Source organism: Nicoliella sp. ESL1106 (assembly GCF_058509965.1).
The window spans coordinates 649,339-671,608 of the sequence record NZ_CP196340.1; the positions used below are offsets into that span (position 1 = coordinate 649,339).

A 22,270-nucleotide genomic window follows, 5' to 3' on the forward strand; every position below is an offset into this window, starting at 1 on the left:
GGGATTGAATGGGAATTGTTTTAAATAATTTAAAAGCAGCGTACCAACGCAATGCAATTGTAAATGTTTATCGCCTAGATGAAATTTTCTTTACTGGGTATGTATACATTTTGGATGAGGATAGCGAAGAGCTTGTCATGCGCACCTATGATGAATGGGGGATGCCTGATGGGATGGTCTATTTAAGCCTCGAGATGGTTTATGATGTGGAAGTTGAAGATAGTCCTGACCTACGGCACATGAAACGCCGCATTGAGCTTGCAAAACGGTATCATTTTAAAGAAATTGCTGAAACTAAGTTGATGCGACTGGATAAGCTAGCAAGTATTCGATTAGAAATATTAGGCCGCTCCTACGTTAATGGCCAAGTGGTAATGATTACCATTAGTAATTTAGAACGGGTTAACGATACTTATAATTGCGTTATTGATAAGATCGATTCTGAAGCGGTCTCGGTTACGGTAATCAATAAAACCGATTTTAGTGATCACTCTAAGCATACCTTCAAATTGAGCGACATTACAACGATTGAATTTCTGGGGAAAGAATTAACGATGTTGACCAAAAATAAAGCATTGTTGTTCGGCCCCTCGGTCAATACTGCAATGATTAACGGTAGTGATCCGCAAATCAATAGTGTCTATGCTGAATCTAAAGCAACTCACCATTTATATGAAATTGAATCGGTGGCTGACAATGGTTATTATTACATTGGCTACGTTGTGAATTACAATTCAGATTACGTCATTTTTAACTTAGTGACCATGAGTGGTCAATTTGGTGGATACGTCTTATTAAGAACTACCATGATTGCAAACATTTACTTAGATTCTGATTATTTACGATTGATCCAACACTTTAGTTTAGAAAACCATAACGCCAATACTTTTTTAGAGCCCGTTTTAAATGATGAACGTGAGTTTGATATGGGCAGCGATGTTTTAGAGTCACTGCTTGAACAGGCAATCAATTTAAATCAATTAGTACGAATCGCATCTGCTGGCGGGATGGGTAAATTAGGTTATCCACTTGATATTACACCGATCACGAAGCAAGTTCATTTTCAAGAAGTTGATGATAGTCGGGATGGATTGGAAGAACGAGAATCAATTCCGCTGAATCAAATTGGTGAATTAGCGTTCGATTATCTAGAAGCGTTTTTAACTGATGATGGATTGAAAAATAATCATCCAGAATAATAAAAAACCAGCCAACTGGCTGGTTTTTTATTATTCTTCTGAATCTTTTTGGTTGTTTTCAATGAAGTTTTCAATTAATTCTTTTTCTTCGTTGGTGGGTTGCTTTTCCATTGACTTGATATCGTGTAATCTTTCAACGCTGATATGTAGGTTGAAAGCTAATTGGGTATCTGGCCATGCGTTGCCCTTTTGAAAATCAATGATTTCCTTTGAAATGTTACTAATTCCGTTAGTCATAGTAAGCCTCCTGAAGTTATTTATTAATTATCATTATATTATAACAAACAATTGATTGAAAGGTTCACCGCTTAGTTTAAAAAATGAAAATTGGTAATTGCACCATGATGAGCCAAAAGGCCATGTAAGCAAAGTCGGTCCAGCGAACGTAGGTTTTTTCAACGTGGGTCCGTGGCGCATCTTCAACGAAACCATGTGAGATCATTGCTTGTGAAAGATCGCTAGACCAGTTAATGGCTGCTAAGATGGCTTTGAAATATAATTTCGGCGACCAGAGTTGCATCGTAACCCCGCGCATTAAACTGGCGTGGCGGATCGTTTGGACTTCGATGATGATCCTTGGTACCAAGTTGAATGCGGTCAATACTCCGTAGGCGAACTTGGATGGGAGTTTGAAGTTTTGTTCCAACGTGAATGCGAGGTCCTTAATGTTGCTAGTCATCGTAAAGGTAGCCCCGAGCCAGACGTAGGTGAATAACCGCGTAAACAGCACCCATCCGATAATGGCGCCATGGGTCCCGTAGATAACTTGTGACATTAAGAGTCCAAAGGCTGGAATGATCGGGTACAGGGTCAAATATGCGATCGACTTTAATTTAACCCGTTTGACCAGGAGGTAAATTAAACTGACTGCTAAGATACAAAGGTTCAATGGGACGCTTTGGATAAATGAAATTTCAACTCCGATGATGATGATCATGAATAATTTAATGGCTGTGTTCATAATAACGACTCCTTATAAGTAAGTTGTTGGTCTTTGAACTGAATGTGATAATCAAATAGCGTTTCCAAACCACTGAGTTGATGGCTAATGATGATGATGGTTTGGTTAAATTTTTGACTCGCATTTTTTAGCATTTCGACTACCGTTTCTAGAGACTTGATATCTAACCCCTTAAATGGTTCGTCCATTAATAAAATGTCAGTTCCCATGATCAACATCTCGACGATTTGCAACTTCTTTTTTTGCCCTTCGCTAAGTGTGTAAACGACTTGTTTTTCCCTGCCGTCGATCTGCAACGCCTTAAGCATGGCATCAATATCTTCTTTGGAGTAATTATGATGGACCGCGTTTTTAATCGAAAGCGATAGTTCTTCTTCAACCGTGATGTCGACGAATTGCATTTCAGCATCTTGAAAGACCAGCGCAACGTGGGAAAGGTATTTCTTCTTATGGATCTTTTGGATGTCTTTATCCTGATATGAAATCAAACCCTCATACTTAAAGAGCCGTGTTAAAGCTTTGAACAAGGTCGATTTACCGATTCCATTTTCACCTGTGATCAATGTGATTTGCTTTGCTGGAAATTTGAATTGGTCAGCCTTTAGCAATACGCCTTGGTTTTGCTTTAGTTCACAACTGTTTAAGATCAGATCGGCTGGTTCGTTATTATCGGGAATCGGGAAGTGGACGGCCGCTAACTCTTGATTATCAAATGGTACTAATAGTTTTTGGACCTCTGCATTACTTAACTGTTGAATTTGAAATTGGTTGGGTTTCAGGTAGAAGAACGTATCGACAATGTTGTCGTAACCAGAAAGGTCATGGTCCACTAAGATGATCGTTTTATTCTTTTGATCACGTAAGCGGGTCAATTGATATAGCAGATCACTTCGCGATTGACGATCTAGACTCGCAAATGGTTCGTCCAATAAAATAACGTCGGAATCCATTGCGATGATGATGGCTAAGGCGACCTTTTGCTTTTCACCACCGGATAGGGCGTTCAAGTCACGGTGCTTTAACTTAGTGATGTTCACGAATTCTAGTGCATCATCGATTCGTTGGGGGATGATTTTAGGATCTAACTGTCTATTCTCAAGTGCAAATTGGAGTTCATCATATACGTTCGTCATCGTAAACTGTTGATTGGGGTTTTGAAACATCATTGACACATAGCCGCTGAAGTCAGTAGGGGCAATGTCTTTGATCTCCTTGTCACCAATTTTAATTTCACCAGTGTAATCACCATTGGCAAACTCAGGATATAAACCGGCAATTGACTTTAAAAGCGTCGATTTACCAGTTCCAGATGGTCCAGCAATCAAGCTAATTTTTTCGTTCGGAAAGGTTAGGTTCACGTCTTCTAATACTGGTTGTGAGCGATGCTGGTAGGTAAATGTAAAATGACTAACTGAAACGGTGGTCATGGTTAATTCCTCCTGGTAATTTAAAAATAAAGCACTTACAAGCTTGGCTTTATAAGTGCTTTAAATTCATTTAAATTTATGAAGCATTGAATCGTTAAAATGATTATGCAATGGCGTGGCTTCTGTTTAGGAGCTTCTTGATGGCCAATGGAATTGGGTCACTAAATACCCAGATTGAAATAAATCTAACGATGAATAAGAAGATCAACATTCCAAAACCGTATGCGTTGTATCCATTCTTGAACCAATCCCAAGTAAAAGTAATGATGGTAGTGAAGATACTACCTAACAATAATTGGAAGTGGCCGTACTTCTTGTAACCAGTAACTGCAAAACCTAATTCAGCTCCGGCACCTTGAATTAAACCTGAGACAACGTTCATAACTCCCCATTGGTCACCCAAGAACATTTCAACAACGGCTCCGGCAACTTCTGAGAAAATGGAAACACCAGGCATTCTGAAAATAGCCCCTGCTAATGGACCAGCAACGATCCAAAGACCAAGTGAAATATCGTTTGCTGCGGGAGCAAGACCAATTGGTGTTAAAACTAGTGTTAATGCGTTATAGATAAAACTAGTCAACCAGAAAATAACCCCACAGACAATTGCAATCAATGCAATTAAAATAATGTTTCTAAGACTCCATTTTTTAGACATGGAAAATCCTTCCCTTCAATAAATTAAACAATTATTTTAGATAGACAGAAAAAAGGGACCTCAAATACTGAGGTCCCCTTCGGAATATGTACACCATTGATAAAACGTTTCCCTCCACCAGTACGGACTGGATCAGGTTCAATGGGTATCATCTCAGCCAAAAAAGGCACCCCAAACATCTATCTATTTAATTAACTAGAACAGTATAACTTAATTTTTTCTTAAATGCAAGTTTGAATATTACAGGCATAAATCTTAAATAACACTTCGTTTACATTTATCAATAATCAATTGTTAATAAAGTGCTAAGGTGTTAACTTATTATTTAGGATATCGAAATCAGAGAAGGGTTGGTTAAATGGATCTTAAAAAGAATTTTAAAAAGATGGCAATTGTATTAACTGCTGTTGTCGGATTAGCATCAGCATCAGAAATTACTCCATTTTTAGATGTTGTTTCGACAAAAACAGTTAATGTCAGTGCTGATTATAATTATGATTATAACTATGACGATGGTGCATCAGGAATCACTACTAATAATATTGTTCCTGGAAACTATAAGATGAAGAATGCAGCGGCTGCAATTGCGATCGATGCTACGAACGGACAGGTCATCTATGCTAAAAACATTAATCAAAAAATGAAGGTGGCATCCACAGCCAAGTTAATGTCATTGTACCTGGTGGTTAGAAAAGCACAGGAGACGAATGGCTGGAATCAAGTCGTTGATACTTCTAATGCTGGCTTACGGAGTATGAGTTACAATAATAACGTTGGTGGTGGCTTTAAGCTGGTTGCTGGTCGTAAATATACCGTAAAACAGCTCTATCAAGCAGCACTGATCCAATCATCAAATGCAGCTACGATTGCATTGGGACAATGGGTCGCTGGCTCAAATGGTCAGTTCGTGAATATGATGAATAAACAAGCAAGGGCATGGGGAATTTCTGCGACCTTTAATTCACCATCTGGACTTGAAAATAATGATTTAGTTCATTATGGTTATAAGTATTCTGGTGGAGCCACTGCTGGGAACATGGTAAGTGCAAAGGCGTTGGCAGTAATTGCGCAACACGTTTTAACTTATTATCCAAAGGTATTAAATGATGCTAGCAGGGGTACGGCCAAGGTTGCGGGGCAAAACCTATATAACTACAACAACCTGCTTAAGGGGCGGACCTTCTATGATGCAAGTCTGCGCGTTGATGGTTTAAAGACCGGCTATACTCCAGCTGCAGGGCTATGTTTTGTTGGAACTGGCCAACTACCAGGGAAGCACCGCTTGATTACGATTACTTTGAATGATCCTTATGAATTTAGTGATCAACGTGATTTGATGAAGTACATTTATAAAAATTCATCCATTTACAATTAATCGTCAAAAATCTGCAAAAATGATATAATAATCACAATTAAAATTAAACTCACGGTTAAGACGTGAGTTTTTTATTTTCGGGAGGTTGCAAAATGACTAAATTGATCTTGGCTGATCTTGATCGTGATTTTTTATCCGCAGATGGTGAAATTAACGCATCTCGATTGTCCAAACAGTTAATGAATTTGGCAAAGCAAAATCTACACCTGGGCTTTATGACGGAAGCTCCGTATGCCAAAATGATTCAGATTTTTCATGGGATAAAGGCTCCCTTAGCGTTTATCTGCGAAGGGGGTGCTGAGACCGTTTTGAATCGCGTGGTTCGTGATGAAACGGTGATCGATTATGAAATTTGGAAATCAGCCCTAAAGTGGTTTCAAGCGCAACGCGATTTTAATACCGCATACATTGTCCTTTCGGGGAAGATGAATGCCTACACCGATGCAAGCAAGGATAGTTCAGCCTACCAACGTTTTAATAAGACGTACCCATCTTTATACCAAATGAATGATCTAGAATTAGTGAGTGATTTAGTCTATCAAATTAGATTGGGGTTTGAGAACGGCGATATGCAAAGTTTAGCCCAAACCTTTAATAGTAATTTTAATGGTAAGTTAGTGGCTCATGCTAAGGGAAACGACCTTTGGATCACTTCATTCGATGCTTCATACCAAAACGCAATTGAGACGTTGAGTGAGGAATTAGATATTGACCCGCGGGACGTGGCTTTGATCGATCAAAAACAATCGCATGCCCCCGTTGATGAGCTTTTTGAAACTGCAACTACTGAAAATGGTTATGATGCCATCGATCAATTTCTGAAATAATAATTGAATTTGTTATCTTCTTACTAAGCAGGTACAATAATGTAATGGTCAGTAATATTACTTTTATTTAAAGGAGCTTGTTTATGATATCAGCCTGGAATCTAATCGGGTTTGCCATCTGGATTATCATTGCAATTAGTTTAATTTCAATGGTTATTTCTATCCGTAGGCAAAAGCGACAGGCCTTATTGCATCAAGATGAAAAGCTAGTAAGCAGAAATAGAATCGTTTTATTTTTTCAAGGGCTTTTAATACTGGGGGCTGCCTTAGCGATGGTGATAATTACGCTAAGAGCTGATATTTCTAGTCATAATGTTTCTGTTTCTAGAAGTTACAAACCAATTGTATTAGATACGAATGGTCGTAAATCATACTATGTTAATGTTTATAATTCTAAAAATAAATCGGGTGGTCAATATTACACCTATTTAACGAAGGGTGAACATTATCAAGTTAGTAGCAATGATTCAACCATCATTAGTGGTGCTAACACCGTTTCATTGCCAACCGAAACCTATCGTTCCAGTGGAAGTCGGTTGAATGACTTAGATCGGAAATACCAGCGGGCTTGGATTGAAACCACTACCGCCAAATATAAGCCGAATTTATTAAATGGATTGGGATTACGGGCGGGCCAGCGTGCTAGTCGTTATGTCATTATCAGAGTCCCAAACCAATCATTTATTTATTATCATTAATAATTTAATGAAATTTAAAAAGCGGAATCGATCGTGAAATCGGTTCCGCTTTTTTTACATTGTATCTCGATATTTAGTATTAATTTTTAAGATTTGATGGCTTATCTGTTCGGCGCTACGGTGGTTTTCATCATTGCCAACCATTGGAAAGACAGTGGTTAACCAGTGAATGCCCTCCGTTAAGGTACTGAAAACGAAAAAGCCGGCATCAATTTCACCACTAGTATTGATGGCTTGATCAGAATCAGCATCGATGTTGATGGCATTAATTTTTACTGCTCGTTCATTAGCATCCTTGAAAGCAGCTGGGGTGATGATTTTATGTTTTACCATTCCGTTAATTAATTCACTTTTGGTAGTTGCGAAGTTCAGCCGAGGAATCCGTGCTTCGATTAAAGCATCGGCGATTACGGGCTCTTTTGGATAGTACTTTGAAAGGGCTACGAAATGTTGGTTAGCACCAATTACGTTCATTTGTGGTCCTAAAATAGTAACCACGCCAGCGTGCATTAGGGCAATTAATTGTTTAAAACGAATTGCAGGGGCACCATTGGAGAGAAACTGGCTGTTAGCTTTAAAGGTAGTTAGAAATTCACTAAGGTAATCAGCTTCTGTAAAGTCGTTTTCTACAATCGTGTCCCGCATCGTTTGACGAACCTCTTTATATACCGTTAGGGCGGATGATAATGGCCCTACGCCAAGGCCCAATTCAGCATCGCTAGCGACCGCGTTTAGCCAGTTGAGCAACGTTTGTTGATAATCGGCGGTGGTTGTGATTGGAGTCCCAGCAACTGGGTTGAGCAATAACTCCCATCTGAGGATTTCATTAGGTTCAAATGGTCCCGATTGGATGGCAGCATCGGGATCTTTTACGAACTGAGCGGTGAATTGATCTATATCCACTTGCGGATGGTCACGCTTAAGGATCATTTGATAGTAAACGATTTCAATTTCACGACGCATTAATTGACGGAATTGCTTAACCGAAAGCTTACCATTGACCTTATGCTTTGCGATGTTTTCTTTAGTCACAAAGTGAGCCTTGAAGTGATATTCGTTCGTCTCCTTAACGACGGCCTTAGGATAATACGTGACCCCTCGTCTGGAGCCTGCAAATATGTGAGGCTCATGTCCAGATGGCTTGTAAATAAAGGTGCCATCTTCATTTTGGATAAATTGTCCCCCACGATCTACGGTCAATTTAATCATTTCATCAAAGAAGCTCATTCCTAATCCCCTGATAATTACGTTTTGGGCATCATCGATTGGATAACTCTTCACATCACCAGGGTAGGTTGGGGCTTGGTAGTAAAGGTTATTTTGTTCAGCATAATCCCTTAATGATTCTTCCGTGGGCGTTAGCTGATTGACATTGGTATTGATCGTTAGGATTACATTATCAAACTGAAAAGTCTGCTCATCAGCATTGATGGACCAACCATTAGCGGCTTTATTAACATTTGTTACCGCCGTTTGATGGTATGTTACTGTAACCCCAGTGGGGAGGGATTTGACCAATAATTGGTAGAACCATTGGGCATAGACTCCCAGTAATACCCGAGGTGAGTATCCGTTGGGGGTCAACGACTGTGCTAATGGTAGTAGCTTTTTATCGTACCCATTTTCATTAATGAAGGCACTGGCTTTAGTTTGTGACCATTGGTATAGGTTTAGCGCATTATCGTCATCTTTAGCTGGCAGTGAGATATCTTCTGCGATTGTGTTCATGATTAGATTAGTCGATTGATCAACTCGCCAGACTTGGCCGCCAGGTAAAAACGGGTCAAAGAGGTGGATCGATAATGAATCGATCTGACTATTATTAAAATTATGGATTAAATGTGATAGTGTGATTAACCCGCGCGGGCCACTACCAATAATTCCAATGTTCATTCTTATTCCTCCTATTGATTGATTTCTTTAGGATCATAAACGCCGATATCATCAACGAATAATTGTCCGCAGTAAGCTTGCCCATTAGTGGAATTCATTCCGTTTTTGGCATAGGCAAACGTTGCGGTAGCATTTGCATGCACTGCGACCCCCATTTCATCACCCAGATCCACGTTGAACCCAGATGGAACATCGATTGCGAGTGTTTTGGCATCACTATTATTGATGTTTTCGATGATTTGTTGATAGTTGCCACTAACTGGTCTTGAAAGGCCAATACCAAATAGGGCGTCAATGATTACTGAGTAGGTATCCCAATTGATATCTTGACTAATAAATTCAACACCATATTTTTTGGCAAAGTCTAATTGTTGGATTCTTTCAATGGTGGCGTGTTTTTCGTTGCCAGCCAATAAGACCTCGACTCTTTTGCCATGGTTTTTTAATAGGCGTGCGATTGCCAGACCGTCACCGCCGTTGTTACCAGATCCGGCAACGATTAGGACTTTATCCAGGGGCCATCTTAAACTATTGAGGTTTTCAACGCTTTTGAGTGCAGCCCGTTCCATTAGAACCAGGGATGGCACCCCGATATCACGCATTGTATATTGATCGAATGCTTTAGCATCACCAGCGGAAATTGTTTTCAAAGCGACACATCCTTTATTAATTATTATGTTATTAACATTATTAAACAAATTAAAAATTAAATAAAGAGACTCGTGTTATAATTTTACCAATAATAAAGTTTGAGAGGTTGGTTAAAATGAGTGAATATATTCCTGAAAATATGCGTGAAGTAAAGCATGCCCTAATCGATTTAGAAGATGCTGGTAAACAGGTCGATCCAGATCAATTTATTGCTAAAACGGTTGAAAATTTGTTTCAAATTTATTTAGACGAAGCAGAAGAGGGGCACTATGATACTGCTAGGCTCACGGCTCCTGATCGATTTCAAATTTTTGATTTAGCTAATCACGTTATTCACGAAGAAAAATCAACTAGTGATAGCTTTGTAAATGATTTTAAAAACGATGCTGATAAGTTATTGATGCATTTAGGCGATGTTGCATACGATGTGGCAGCCCAATAAAAAACAGGCTAGCGAATTTTCGTTGGCCTGTTTTTTTGGATTATTGTAAAACTTTTAACTGAACGCTGGATTGATCAAGAATGTGTCCATTCATTGCGGATTGCATTTCATTGAGCCAAAATCCCTCGTTTAAGTTTAACTTAGTATCTAGCGCATACATAGTTAAGGTATATTCATGGTCACAGTTGGGAGGGGTGGGGCCTAAATAACGCTCGCTGATGATTGGATCCAGTGGCCCTGCTAATGGACCAGCAGTACTATTTTTACCGTGAGTGAGCGGAATTAGGTCCTCGTGACTAGCGTTTTCGGGAATCGTCGTGGTATTAGGATCGATATTAGCAGCGACCCAGTGAATATAGGCAAACCCACAAACTGGAATCGAATCCCAATCGAGCATCACCAGTGATAAAGATTTAGTTCCATCGGGAACCCCACTGATTTCAATTGGAAAAGAAATAAATGGAACGTTTCCGATTTTTTGACTATTTTCTGCATGCTTTGTATACTTATTACCTAGATGGTTATTTTCTAGTGGAACGTTAATATTCATAAGTAAAGACTCCCTTCATTAATATTATTATACGATATTACTGATAAGTTAAATATTAAAGTCTTTCTTAACTATGGTGATAATTTATCATTTATCACTGTTTTAATTTGGCGTTTTATTATATAATAACCTCTAGACAGTACTTGATGTTACTGAAAATAAGCGTTACATAAGGTAGGTAATTAATTTTATGAACTTTTTTATGAACTCAAGCTTTAACGCTAAAAATTCAGGAATCGAACATGCTCAATTAAAAAGAGCGTTTCTTTTCCGTAAGAATAAAGAAGCTTACAAGCTAGTCTTTCGCGAATGGAACCCACTTCTTCATTTCCACTTGAACAACGTTGGGATTCATGATGATGAAATCTTAAACCTTTTTGATTTCTTCCAAGAAGCAGAAGATGTTAAGGAAAAGGCAGTTAGACCAGAAGATCTTGATTTTGGGGTTTCTGATTTAACTTACCAAAATGATGATGAACACAACCGAGTAATTGTTTTCAAAGACAAGTTAATCATTGCTCGTGTTAACTGCTTTGGTAAGGATATTACCGATGACAAGCGTGTTCAATCAGTAGAACTTTTTGATGGTTTTGCTAACTTGTACCGTGTTGATTTCTACGATTACCGTGGATTCAAATCAATGGTTCAATGGTATACTCCAGATAACAAGATCGCTACTGAAACTTGGTACAGCGTTGATGGTCGTCCAGTTGTTGAAGACTACTACCGCTTAAATGCTCAAGGTAAGATGGATAAGTCTGGTTGGAAGACTATTGATCGCAAGGGAACTGTTCGTCAATACGACACGATTGATGGTGTTCTTCTTGAATTCTTAAACGCTAATAACCACAAATATCTTCGTAAAACTAAGCCAAATATCTTCATCATGGACCGTTCTGATCTATATGAAGAATTATTACCAGAATTACGTGAACCTGCATACACTGTATTGCACCTTCATAACTCACACGCTGGTGATGCTCAAAAGCCAAATACTTCTATCATGAACAACAACTACGAATACAGTTTAACTGATGCTAACAGATATGATGCCATCATTTCTGCTACCCATAAGCAAACTGAAGATGTTGAATACCGTTTTGCTCCTAAGGCTGCGATGTTCACGATTCCAGTTGGGGTTATTCCTGATAAGCACTTTGACGAACCACGGATTCCAATGAAGGACCGGAAGTTCGGTAGCGTTATTGCTACTGCTCGTATCGCTCCTGAAAAGCAATTGGATAAGGTGATTCGGGCTGCTGGGATTGCTCGTAAGACCGTTCCAGAAGTGACTGTTGACCTTTATGGATACATTGATCACTCCAATGATGATATTGCAATGAAGCGGATTAATGCTGCTATCAAGGATTACCACATGGAAGATGCTGTGCACATTCACAGTTACGTTAACAACGTTTCCATCGTTCAAAAGAACGCTCAAATCTACGGTTTAGCATCTGTCATGGAAGGTTTTAACTTGGCCATGATGGAAGCTCAATCCGAAGGTGATGTTGGTATTACTTACGATGTTAACTATGGTCCTAACGAATTAGTAGTGGACAAAGAAAATGGTTACATCGTTGATTATGGTGACTACAAGAAGATGGGTCAACACATGACCGACTTATTCACCAATCCTGATCAATTACAAAAGATGTCTGACAAGGCCTACGAACTTTCAAAGCGTTACTCAGAAACTAACGTTTGGAAGGCTTGGAAGGAATTATTAGATGACGCTGCTAAGAAGTGGAAGCACAAGATGGCAGTATGGAACCCTGATATTGAAAAGGGTCTCGAAAAACTAGATTAAGGAGCGGCTGAATAGATATGACTAAAACGTTTTTATTTGTAAACGAAAACATTTTTACATTCAATTCCGGAACTGAATTTTCCGCAATGAATCGTCAAAAATTATTTAAAAAGAACAAAAGAGACTCAAAGATTGTTACTCGTAATTACAATCAAGGTCTTCATCAAGAAATTGAAAAGTATGGTTTGGGTAATGACGACATTTTAAACATGTACGATTACTTCCAAAAAGTTACTGATGTTCCTCACAAGCATGCTTTCTTACGTTATTCAGACATGGTTGATAAAAATGAATACAAGATCGATGGTGTTGATAACAACAAATCATACGTTGAACAAAAGGGTAAGGTTGTTGCACAAGTAAACATCTTCCCACTTACTGTTGGTGAAATTGGAACGGTTGATTTCTACGACCGTTTCGGTAACACTAGTAGTCGTGATGTCTGGGATGGACGTGGTTTCCGTTCTAAGACTCAATACCTTCATCCAGATGGTCAAGTAGGTCATGAAATCCTATTTGATTACGAAGGTAATCCAGTAATGGAAATTACTCACATGAACATCAATGGTCAAGTTCACCCAACCATGTTCAAGTTATTGAACTACAAGGGTAAGAACCACCGTTTCAATACTGAAGATGACCTATTCGAATTCTTCTTAAATGAAATTGCTGACCCAGAAAAGACGGTTCTAATTAACGACCGTCCTACTTTAACTGAAGTTGTTGCACGGATTAAGAATGTTGCTGGTAAGTACCAATTCTTACACAACGAACAAACAACTGATGCTAACTTAGCTGGTAGCGCAAAGGGTAAGTTATACCCAATCCTTGAAACATTATTCCACAATCACTTAGGTGACTACAATGGTTTAATCGTTTCTACTCCACAACAACGTGATGACTTAAGTCGTCTTTTCCCAGAAATTAAGACTTACGCAATCTTCGATACTGCATTATTTGCTGAAAAAGAAGCTGAAATTCGGAAGTCACTCGAAGATGACCGTGATAACAACGTTGTTTATGTTGGTCGGATCTTCCATGACAAGCATATCGATCAATTAATTCAAATTGTTAGTTTTGCTAAGAACCGTGTTCCAAACATCCACTTAGATGTTGTCGGTTACTTTGAATCAGAAGAATATCGTCAAGAATTATTGAACTTAGTTAAGAAGTTAGGTCTTGAAACTAACGTTGACTTCAAGGGTTACCTTGTTGGCGAAGATAAAGAAAAGGTACTAAGTGCCGCCAAAGTAATTATCCAAACTTCATTCGGTGAAGGTTTGAGTATGTCATTGGTAAACGGACTTGAATACGGATTAGCTGAAGTTGCTTACGATGTTAACTACGGTCCTAGAAATATCATTGACAACGACGTTAATGGTTACCTAATTCCTGCAGGAAACGTTCGTGAAGCTGCTGGTAAGATCGATGAAATTTTACTAGACAGTAAACTATTCAAGAAGTTAAGCAACGGTTCATTAGTTAAGGCTAAGGAATTCAGTTCTGAAAACGTTAATAAGCAATGGGATCAAGTTACTAAATAATTTGACCTAAGCAAATAAAAAAACTGTGAATTTTTCAATTCACAGTTTTTTTATTTAGTAAAGTTTAAAACGTAATATCCTTGCCCATCAGATGTAATTGTATAGTTATTATAACCAGCTTGAATCCAACTAGATTGGGTTGCTTTCGCCCAATTGGTGGCATCGGCAACTGAGCTGAATTGACGTGGTGCACTAAAACCTCCATTATTCTGCGGAGCAGGGTTATTTTGGCTTTTTCTATCATTAGCTGGGTGGTTATTAGCGTTAGTTCCCTTATTAGAACTCTTATTAGTACTATTACTATGCGTAGTTTTACTGCTGGAGCTAGCGCTATTTTTGATGGATGAACTAGCACTGGTACTGCTAGCACTAACCATTGATGACGATGATTGTCCAGCTTGGTTATTATCGTTAGCGGTCAAAAACTTAATCCCAACTACTAGCATTCCAATTACGATTACTAATCCTAAAATCCAGGGCCAGACCTTGAAATTTTTAGGATCTTGATTGGGTTGTTTTTGACTCCCATTAAAGTCGTAGCGTTTGACTCGCGATTGCGGTTCTTGCTTACTCAAATATATCCCTCCATAAGTTAATGCTAATCTAGCATTAATTTATATTATAACAAAAAACCGCGACAATGCCTATTTTTGACATTGCTGCGGTTTTTTATTGTTTAATTAGTAGGGTCAAAGAATTGATATAAATCTTGTTTGGTGATGGATTGTTTTTCCGTCCCTCGAATATCATATTCAATCTGGCCTTGATTTAAAACGATTAGTCGATTGCCATACTTAATTGCATCATCTAAATGGTGGGTGATCATTAAGCAGGTAAGTTTTTGTTCTTGAACGGTGTGATTAGTCAATTCCATTAATTCTTGGGAAGTGTTAGGGTCCAATGCAGCCGTATGTTCATCTAATAGCAAGATTTCAGGTTTTTTAATGGTGGCCATTAAAAAGCTGAGCGTTTGTCTTTGACCTCCTGAAAGATTACCAGTAGGGGTGTTTAAGCGGTCGCTAAGGTGATTATGCAACTGACTTGTTATTTGTTGATATTTGCCCATTTGACGCCGTAAATGGCGGGGTGTTAACAAACGTTTTTGTCCACGCTTTTCAGCAAGTAACAGGTTTTCAGCCACCGTCATTCGTGGGGCGGTCCCTAGCTTTGGATCCTGGAAAACACGGCTTAGAAATTGGGTCCGTTTAGCAACTGACGTTTTAGTGATATTCTTGCCATTCAATAATAGTTGTCCAGAAGTAATCGGTAAATTACCACCAATGGCATTGAAGAATGTTGATTTTCCAGCCCCGTTCGATCCTAGGATAGTAATAAAATCACCTGGATAGATATCTAAACTAACGTGGTCTAAAATGTTTAATGGTTGCCCACCGTTTGGGTGGACGGTTTTAACAACATCTTTTAATTGAAAAATTGGTTTATTCATTGCGTTCGAACCCCCGTTTCAAAGTGTGCATTAAGTTGAACTTGTCCTTGAATGCTGGCAAACTCATGCATAGTGCTAAGATAATTGATGAAATTAAGTTCAAGTCGTTGGCATTGAAACCAAGTTGTAGAACGATTAGTAAAACGAATCGGTAGAGGATACTACCAAGCGTAACGGCAACGAGTCGTTGATTCATAGTTAGGTTGCCAAAGACGACTTCGCCAATGATGATGGATGCTAATGCGACAACGATAATTCCAATTCCCATGTTGACATCTGAATACCCATTATTTTGTGCAACAAGGGCACCCCCAAGGGCAATGACACCATTAGAAACGCTAACGCCTAAGCACTTCATTGCATCGGTGTTGATTCCTAATGATTGCGCCATGGTTTCGTTATCACCAGTGGCAATAAATGCTTGTCCTAGGTCAGTTTGTAAGAAGTAAATGATGGCAATCGTTACGATGGTAATGACGATCAATCCTAAGAACACACTGTTGAAGTAATTAGGGAGTCCTTGGAAAATTTTAGCGTTTAAAAGGTTCCCCTTGCCTAATAGTGATACGTTCGCAGCTCCCATGATTCTTAAGTTAACTGAGTAGGCGGCTGTCATGACTAGGATTCCTGATAGCAACACTGGAATCTTGGCCTTGGTATACAATAGTCCGGTCACTAACCCTGCGATGGCCCCACCAATGAATGCACACAGGGTCGCAACGATTGGTGAATACCCATGGGCGATCATGGCAGCAGCGATTGCAGCCCCCATTGGGAAGGTCCCTTCAACCGTCATATCAGGAAAATCTAAAATCCGAAATGTTAAAAATAGTCCGATGCCAAGTACACCCCAGAGGAGCCCTTGACCGATAGCAGATACAATTAAACTCATTTGATAACCTCTCCCTTCGTTTCAGCTTCTTTCATAATTGAAGCTGGAATCTGAATGTGTAGTTTCTTGGCTTGTTTAACGTTAACGATCATCTTACCTTGTTGGAATCTCTTAACTGGGGTGGTAGCTGGGTTTTCACCACGGAGAATTTTGGCAGTCATTTTACCGATGGTTACCCCCATTTGAAATTGATCAACTCCGTAAGTAGCGATTCCACCAGATTTAACCATGAAGTCGACTGAAGGGAAAACAGGGACGTTTGATTTATCTGCGTTGGCAACTAAGGTATCCATGGCTGCAGCAATCGTGTTATCGTTAGGAACGTATACGGCTTGGACTTTGCTAACCATTTGGCTGGAAACTTGATTCAAGTCGTTAGAATTAGCAATTGTGTATGTTTTAAGATCGATGCCTTCCTTTTTGCAAAGAATTGCGAATTGCTTAGCTTGGGAAGTTGATGATGGATCACTAGATGTATAGATAATACCAAGGGTCTTTAATTTGGGCATGAAGGCCTTGATGACGTTCAATTGCTTTTGGAGTGGTGAACCATTGGCGACCCCTGTAATATGACCGCCTGGGTGTTTTAAGTTGGAAACTAGACCAGCGCCAACGGGGTCGGTGATGGCACCTAGGATCACTGGGTTATTATGGATGGTGCTAGCTAATGCCTGAGCGGATGGGGTGGTGATTCCAACCGAGGCAGTGGCGTTTTCGTTGGCAAACTTGGTACTCATGGTCTTTAGATTACTTTGATCATTTTGCGCATTTTGGTAGTCAATTTTAATGTTCTTACCAGGTTGATATCCGCTATCCTTAAGTCCCTGAATGATTCCATGGTGAATGGCATCTAAGGAAGGGTGGGTCATTAACTGTAAGATTCCTAATGTCGGGATCTTTGCGCTAGTAGTGGTGGTAGCGTTCTTTTCTTGGAAGAATGCGAAGCCAAGAAATACGAACAGGATGGTGATGAGTGCATACATTCGTTTCATAATCAATCTCCTTAATATTATTTAAACGTTAAAACCATAATGGAAACAAAAAGGCGAACTACTTAGACAGTCCTAAGCAGTTCGCCTTAATTGGGTTCAGCTTTGACCGGTTTAAGTTTTGTCCGAACAAGCTGAATGATTTCTTTGAAGAAAGAGCCGGTCCAGATACGCCTTTGCATGATAAAAGGAAGCCGTATCTGTTTGAAGATAACGACTTATGACCGGTTTTGCCAACGAATTGATGAGTAAGCTAATTTAATATTATTCATTGGTTCTTTCTCCTTTCTACTTTTAAGATTAGATTTATTTTAATATATTCTTTAAATGTTTGTCAAGCAAAAAAAAAAAGAGATTAGCAATTTTGCTAACCTCTTTCTTGTTGATGTTCAATTATTTTAAATCTCCATCGACCGTATCATTTACTTCTTTTGCTTTATCTAAATCATCATCAGTTTGGAAACTGTAACTAGAAATTCCCCAGTAGTAGAATACCAGTGCAACTACGATAATTACAACGAAGTCGAGTGGGTATGGGAGGAAGTTGATTCCATTAAAGTCCTTACTACCTAGGTATGAGACTGCTGATAAGAAGATCAAGTAGACGATCATCCATAGTGCAGAAATAAATTGTTTTCTAGTTTCCTTCCATTGGTTTTTCCATTCAAAGTAGAAGTAGAATGGAAGCCCCAATAGGATTACTAAGATAACTTGAACCGTTGTTGGCCATTTAGCCCAGTAAGTGGCTAAACTAGCCATCACAAAGGCAAATGGGGCCATGAAGTTTAATAACTTCAATCGAATTGGCCGCGTAAAGTTTGGCGCAATTCTTCTTAAAGTGGCCACCGTTACCGGTCCAGTTAGGTAGGCAATCAATGTGGAAGTAGAGATAACGCTGGCAAGCGTAGCCCAACTTCTAAACGATGCCACTAGCAATACTGAAATAATCAAGTTGGCAACCATCGCAACCCGTGGCACACCCCAACGTTTGTTGATTTTACCTAAGAATTTAGGCATGTGTTCGTTGGTAACCATTGCGGCAAGGGTCCGACTAGTTTGAGCAACGAATGAAACTCCAGTTCCAAATGGTGATACGAACGCATCTGCATATAGCATCACTGTTAACCAGTAAAGGTTAAGTCCCATTGCGATATCAGCAAATGGGGAATTGAAGTTAACACCGTGCCAACCATGGGCAAGGTTTGCAGGTTCGATCGAACCAATAAATGTAAATTGAAGTAATACATAAATCACAGTACTAATTCCAAGTGAGATAATAATCCCACGTGAAATATTCTTTTTCGGATTTTCAATTTCACGTCCCATATTAATAACCACTTGGAAGGCATTGTATGAGAAGATGATCCCAGAAGCAGTCGTAGCTGCAAAGATGGAAGCACTTCCGTATGGCATAAAGCCACCTAATGCAGGGTTATTAAAGTCTTGCGGTGTGAAACCAGATACTAACAACATGATGATCGTGATGATTGGAACCCCTAGCTTAAAAATTGAAATAAAGCTAGTAAAGTTCGCTAATAAATTAACTGACCAATAATTCAAGAGGGTAAATACCAAGATGAATAAGAAGACAATTAATAGTCCTTCATTAGTAATTTCTCCATTGCTTAAAAACCCTCTGGTCCAGTTCGCCCATGACCAAGGCCATGAACTCATGTATTGAACCGCGGCAACGGCTTCAATTGGAATTAAAGTAACTAGGGATACCCAGTTTGCCCACGCCGCAATGAACCCTAGCAAGGATCCATGCGAGTATTGAGCATACTTACTCATTCCACCACTTTCAGGAAACATCGTTCCCAATTCAACGTAATTAAATGCGATTGAACCAATCACGATTGCCCCAACGACCCAGGAAATAATTGCAGCTGGTCCGGCGACTTTTGAAGCCTCCCAAGAACCGAACAACCATCCTGAACCAATAATGGAACTTAAACCTAACATTACAATTTGAAACAAACCAATCTTACTTTTACTATTTTGTTTTGACATAGTTCTCCTTTCACGGTCTTTTAGTATTTTATCAAATATAATAATAATTGCAAATTAAAAAATCAGTATTGGCGGGATGTTAAACGCTTTCATTCCGTTAACCAATACTGATTTCACAATCTTTATAAAAAGCTAGATAAATTATTGAGCATGTGAATGGTGATGCTGTAGCGAACGTCCTTAAAATGCAGGTAGGTGAATGCTAGGATCCAACCGATTGCTGAATAGAACATCCAATTTACGCTGAAATTAAGGGTATGCATAAAGCCGAACACCATTCCACAGACGATGATTCCGCACCACTTATGCAGGCCATCCTTCTCAATTGCAAAGAAGTAGTTGAAAAAGATGCCGCGGAAAATGAATTCCTCAAATACGGGGCCGATAAAACTAATATCAATAAAATTAGGCCAAAACATTTGTTTTACTGATTGATTGAGGGCATTTTCATTGCTGGGTTCACTCAAGAACTTGGCGTTAATTAGTGCTTGCCAAACAAATTGCATGGTCATCAAGAGTGCAAAGATTAAGCAGAGTTGGATGATTGCCCGTTTGTCAATCTTTTTGGTGCCAAAGCCAAATGGATTGCGCTTGTTGAGTTGCTTGTTGTAACGCCAGATAATAAAGGCCAGACAAAACAAGGCCACGACCAAAGCAATGACCAGCCCGAAGAAGATGGTGCTGGTCGATTGATGAGGGGACACAAAGCTCAAAAAGAAATCACCAATTAAATAAACGAGAATGAAACCAATGAATTTGAGAATTTTGAAGCTTTGGGTTTTGATGTATTTCATAATAATGCCTCACTAAGTCCTTACTTGGTTTCACAAAGTTGAATTAGATTACGGTCTGGATCATAGACCGTAACGGCGTTCATTTTACCGTTGCTACCTTGAATTTCGGAAGGGCCGCTGACGATGTCGACACCATAATTCGCCATGTGGTTTATAACATAATCGAGTGAATCCTTTACGATCAATGAAATGCGACTGCTCCCAGGAGTTGGCATTGCAATTGATTCTTCACTAGCAACTTCTTTGGTTACAAAAATGATTTTTTGATGACCAACTTGAATTGCAAGGTGGTCCCCATCCATACTAATAATTGGTAAGTCAAATACTTCATGGTAAAAACGCATGGTGGTTTCTAAGTTAGCAACGGTCACTGTAATGCTGTCAATATCTTTAATTTTCATTTTAAATTTCCTTCCTATCTTGAATTAACAGAAACATTATAACATAGCCGCAAAATCTTAATCTTAAAGTGGTGGTAAAAGCGGGCTGAACAGTTTACAATATAATTAGCAGATTGTACGAATAAAAATAAGGAGTGAAACATTTTGGCATTACTTGATGTTCAGGATTTGAGCATGAGTTTTGCAGACAAAACCCTTTATGAAGATGCTGACTTCCAACTCAATAAGGGAGAGCACATGGGAATTGTTGGGCAAAACGGAGTCGGGAAAAGTACACTGATTAAAATTATTACTGGTGTCGAGCTTCCTTTGACGGGCTCAATCAAGTGGCAAAAAGGGGTCAGCATCGGTTATTTGGACCAATATGCTGATATTCCAGATGGGATGACGTTGATTCAGTTTCTTCATACCGCATATAAAGATCTTTATGATATGAATGACCGTATGGCTAAATTATACGAAGAATACGCTACTAATATGGATGATAAGCTTTTGGAAAAAGCGGGACGCATCCAAGAACAATTAGAAGCAAATGGTTTCTATGATATCCAGACCAAAATCGAACAGGTGATTACGGGATTAGGATTAGATGACGTTGGTCGTGATCAACCCGTTGCCAAGATGAGTGGGGGTCAACGTTCCAAAATTATTCTGGCAAAATTAATTTTGGAAAGTCCAGAAGTGATCTTGTTGGACGAACCGACTAACTACTTGGATACGGCTCATATTGACTGGCTGGTAGATTATTTAAATCATTTTGATGGCTCTTTTATCGTTATTTCCCATGACTATGACTTTTTGGAACAGGTCACTAACTGTATCTTAAACGTTGCGTTTGGCCAAATCCATAAGTACCGTGGTAGTTTTAAACAGGCGATGCGCCAAAAGGATGAACGTGAAAAAGCCCAAGAAAAGGCTTATGAAAAGCAACAAGTTGAAATTGAAAAGGCGAAGGCATTTATTCGCAAGAACAAAGCGGGGAGTAAGTCTAAGATGGCTAAATCACGTGAAAAGCAACTTTCCCATATGGACATCGTTGATCCGCCTTCAGCAAATGAACATGCTAAGTTTGATTTCCCATACTTAGACACTGGTTCGCAGAATGCATTATCCGTTGACCATCTTTCGGTTGGATACACGAAGCCCCTGTTACAACCAGTGACGTTTACCGTTACGACTGATCAAAAGATTGGCTTACAGGGATTCAATGGGGTTGGTAAATCGACCTTGATCAAGAGTATCTTGGGTAAAATCAAGCCACTTGGTGGTGAGGCTGAATTTTCGCCTTCTGCAAAGGTAAATTACTTTAGCCAAGACTTAGTATGGAGTAATCCGCAGATGACCCCAATGCAAATTGTTCAAGATCGTTTCCCTAAGCTCGAACAACGTGAAATCAGAACCAAACTGGCTAAGTGTGGAATTGGTCCTGATAACGTTAGCAAGCCAATGAATGACCTCTCTGGTGGGGAACAAACTAAGGTCAAATTAGCAATGATGGAATTTGTCCCTAGTAATTTCTTGATCATGGATGAACCGACAAATCATTTGGATGATGAAACAAAGGATTCTTTGAAGCGGGCAATTAATAAGTTTCCTGGCAACGCCATTATCGTTAGCCACGAATCATCATTTTATGATCATTTGATCGATAAAGTAATTGATGTTGAAAAGCTGAGTTTAAGAGCTCAGCCTAAGTAATATT

General features: G+C 39.2%; 22 protein-coding genes and 1 riboswitch. Of the genes, 8 read left to right on the top strand and 14 right to left on the bottom strand.

Going from position 1 to position 22,270, the window contains the following annotated elements; all coding sequences use genetic code 11:
• Window positions 1-8: 8 nt before the first annotated feature.
• Complete coding sequence (locus tag ACSVI6_RS02565) at window positions 9-1,199, top strand: hypothetical protein (protein ID WP_491720909.1); 1,191 nt, start codon at window positions 9-11, stop codon at window positions 1,197-1,199.
• A 30-nt stretch (window positions 1,200-1,229) separates the two neighbouring features.
• On the opposite strand, the gene ACSVI6_RS02570 is transcribed toward ACSVI6_RS02565, so the two are convergent.
• The 4 genes from ACSVI6_RS02570 to ACSVI6_RS02585 form a co-directional block, all read right to left on the bottom strand.
• Window positions 1,230-1,436 carry an LBP_cg2779 family protein gene (locus ACSVI6_RS02570; RefSeq protein WP_491717159.1) on the bottom strand — a complete coding sequence of 69 codons (207 nt, stop codon included), beginning with the start codon at window positions 1,434-1,436 and terminating at the stop codon, window positions 1,230-1,232.
• Window positions 1,437-1,512: 76 nt separating this feature from the next.
• Window positions 1,513-2,160, bottom strand: coding sequence for an energy-coupling factor transporter transmembrane component T family protein (locus ACSVI6_RS02575; RefSeq protein ID WP_491717160.1), 648 nt, complete (start codon window positions 2,158-2,160; stop codon window positions 1,513-1,515).
• Window positions 2,157-3,587, bottom strand: a complete 1,431-nt coding sequence (locus ACSVI6_RS02580; protein WP_491720019.1) for an ABC transporter ATP-binding protein — start codon at window positions 3,585-3,587, stop codon at window positions 2,157-2,159. Before ACSVI6_RS02580 ends, ACSVI6_RS02575 begins: the two co-directional genes overlap by 4 nt.
• Before the next feature lie 103 nt (window positions 3,588-3,690).
• Window positions 3,691-4,245 (bottom strand): ECF transporter S component, encoded by a 555-nt coding sequence (locus tag ACSVI6_RS02585; protein WP_491717162.1) that lies wholly within the window; start codon window positions 4,243-4,245, stop codon window positions 3,691-3,693.
• A 92-nt stretch (window positions 4,246-4,337) separates the two neighbouring features.
• A riboswitch (TPP riboswitch) is annotated at window positions 4,338-4,429 on the bottom strand.
• 174 nt (window positions 4,430-4,603) lie between these two features.
• On the opposite strand from ACSVI6_RS02585, the gene ACSVI6_RS02590 reads away from it, so the two are divergent.
• The 3 genes from ACSVI6_RS02590 to ACSVI6_RS02600 all read left to right on the top strand — a co-directional run bounded on the left by ACSVI6_RS02590 (window position 4,604) and on the right by ACSVI6_RS02600 (window position 7,145).
• Window positions 4,604-5,620, top strand: a complete 1,017-nt coding sequence (locus ACSVI6_RS02590; protein WP_491717163.1) for a D-alanyl-D-alanine carboxypeptidase family protein — start codon at window positions 4,604-4,606, stop codon at window positions 5,618-5,620.
• A 92-nt stretch (window positions 5,621-5,712) separates the two neighbouring features.
• Window positions 5,713-6,447 carry an HAD family hydrolase gene (locus ACSVI6_RS02595; RefSeq protein WP_491720910.1) on the top strand — a complete coding sequence of 245 codons (735 nt, stop codon included), beginning with the start codon at window positions 5,713-5,715 and terminating at the stop codon, window positions 6,445-6,447.
• A gap of 83 nt (window positions 6,448-6,530) precedes the next feature.
• Window positions 6,531-7,145, top strand: a complete 615-nt coding sequence (locus ACSVI6_RS02600; protein WP_491717165.1) for an LVIS_2131 family protein — start codon at window positions 6,531-6,533, stop codon at window positions 7,143-7,145.
• Window positions 7,146-7,199: 54 nt separating this feature from the next.
• Here ACSVI6_RS02600 and ACSVI6_RS02605 read toward each other — a convergent pair whose 3' ends face one another.
• Window positions 7,200-9,038, bottom strand: coding sequence for an FAD/NAD(P)-binding protein (locus tag ACSVI6_RS02605; protein WP_491720911.1), 1,839 nt, complete (start codon window positions 9,036-9,038; stop codon window positions 7,200-7,202).
• An 11-nt stretch (window positions 9,039-9,049) separates the two neighbouring features.
• A complete protein-coding gene (locus tag ACSVI6_RS02610; protein ID WP_491720022.1) occupies window positions 9,050-9,688 on the bottom strand; it encodes an NAD(P)H-hydrate epimerase in 639 nt (212 codons plus the stop codon).
• A gap of 116 nt (window positions 9,689-9,804) precedes the next feature.
• Here ACSVI6_RS02610 and ACSVI6_RS02615 point away from each other — a divergent pair, with 116 nt between their 5' ends.
• Window positions 9,805-10,131: a hypothetical protein gene (locus ACSVI6_RS02615; RefSeq protein ID WP_491720912.1), complete on the top strand. Its 327-nt coding sequence runs from the start codon at window positions 9,805-9,807 to the stop codon at window positions 10,129-10,131.
• 40 nt (window positions 10,132-10,171) lie between these two features.
• Here ACSVI6_RS02615 and ACSVI6_RS02620 read toward each other — a convergent pair whose 3' ends face one another.
• The gene (locus tag ACSVI6_RS02620) at window positions 10,172-10,681 is read right to left on the bottom strand and encodes a YbhB/YbcL family Raf kinase inhibitor-like protein (protein ID WP_491717169.1); all 510 of its coding nucleotides are present in this window, start codon (window positions 10,679-10,681) and stop codon (window positions 10,172-10,174) included.
• A 202-nt stretch (window positions 10,682-10,883) separates the two neighbouring features.
• Here ACSVI6_RS02620 and ACSVI6_RS02625 point away from each other — a divergent pair, with 202 nt between their 5' ends.
• Window positions 10,884-12,491 (top strand): glycosyltransferase, encoded by a 1,608-nt coding sequence (locus ACSVI6_RS02625; protein WP_491720913.1) that lies wholly within the window; start codon window positions 10,884-10,886, stop codon window positions 12,489-12,491.
• A gap of 17 nt (window positions 12,492-12,508) precedes the next feature.
• Window positions 12,509-14,035, top strand: a complete 1,527-nt coding sequence (locus ACSVI6_RS02630) for a glycosyltransferase (RefSeq protein WP_491717171.1) — start codon at window positions 12,509-12,511, stop codon at window positions 14,033-14,035.
• Between the two features lie 50 nt (window positions 14,036-14,085).
• Here the strand turns inward: ACSVI6_RS02630 and ACSVI6_RS02635 are convergent, their stop codons facing one another.
• The 7 genes from ACSVI6_RS02635 to ACSVI6_RS02665 all read right to left on the bottom strand — a co-directional run bounded on the left by ACSVI6_RS02635 (window position 14,086) and on the right by ACSVI6_RS02665 (window position 20,568).
• On the bottom strand, window positions 14,086-14,610 hold the full coding sequence (locus ACSVI6_RS02635) for a hypothetical protein (protein WP_491720024.1): 525 nt from the start codon (window positions 14,608-14,610) through the stop codon (window positions 14,086-14,088).
• 101 nt (window positions 14,611-14,711) lie between these two features.
• On the bottom strand, window positions 14,712-15,482 hold the full coding sequence (locus tag ACSVI6_RS02640) for an ABC transporter ATP-binding protein (protein WP_491720025.1): 771 nt from the start codon (window positions 15,480-15,482) through the stop codon (window positions 14,712-14,714).
• Window positions 15,475-16,374, bottom strand: a complete 900-nt coding sequence (locus ACSVI6_RS02645; protein WP_491717174.1) for an ABC transporter permease — start codon at window positions 16,372-16,374, stop codon at window positions 15,475-15,477. The genes ACSVI6_RS02640 and ACSVI6_RS02645 overlap by 8 nt, the downstream gene beginning before the upstream one ends.
• Window positions 16,371-17,366 (bottom strand): tryptophan ABC transporter substrate-binding protein, encoded by a 996-nt coding sequence (trpX, locus tag ACSVI6_RS02650; RefSeq protein WP_491717175.1) that lies wholly within the window; start codon window positions 17,364-17,366, stop codon window positions 16,371-16,373. The genes ACSVI6_RS02645 and trpX overlap by 4 nt, the downstream gene beginning before the upstream one ends.
• 390 nt (window positions 17,367-17,756) lie before the next feature.
• On the bottom strand, window positions 17,757-19,373 hold the full coding sequence (locus tag ACSVI6_RS02655; protein WP_491717176.1) for an APC family permease: 1,617 nt from the start codon (window positions 19,371-19,373) through the stop codon (window positions 17,757-17,759).
• 122 nt (window positions 19,374-19,495) lie between these two features.
• The gene (locus tag ACSVI6_RS02660) at window positions 19,496-20,167 is read right to left on the bottom strand and encodes a CPBP family intramembrane glutamic endopeptidase (protein ID WP_491720914.1); all 672 of its coding nucleotides are present in this window, start codon (window positions 20,165-20,167) and stop codon (window positions 19,496-19,498) included.
• A 20-nt stretch (window positions 20,168-20,187) separates the two neighbouring features.
• Window positions 20,188-20,568: a VOC family protein gene (locus ACSVI6_RS02665; protein WP_491720027.1), complete on the bottom strand. Its 381-nt coding sequence runs from the start codon at window positions 20,566-20,568 to the stop codon at window positions 20,188-20,190.
• A 144-nt stretch (window positions 20,569-20,712) separates the two neighbouring features.
• Between ACSVI6_RS02665 and ACSVI6_RS02670 the strand changes: the two genes are divergently transcribed.
• Entirely contained in the window at window positions 20,713-22,266 is a 1,554-nt protein-coding gene (locus tag ACSVI6_RS02670) for an ABC-F family ATP-binding cassette domain-containing protein (RefSeq protein WP_491720915.1), read from the top strand.
• The last annotated feature ends 4 nt before the right edge of the window (window positions 22,267-22,270 follow it).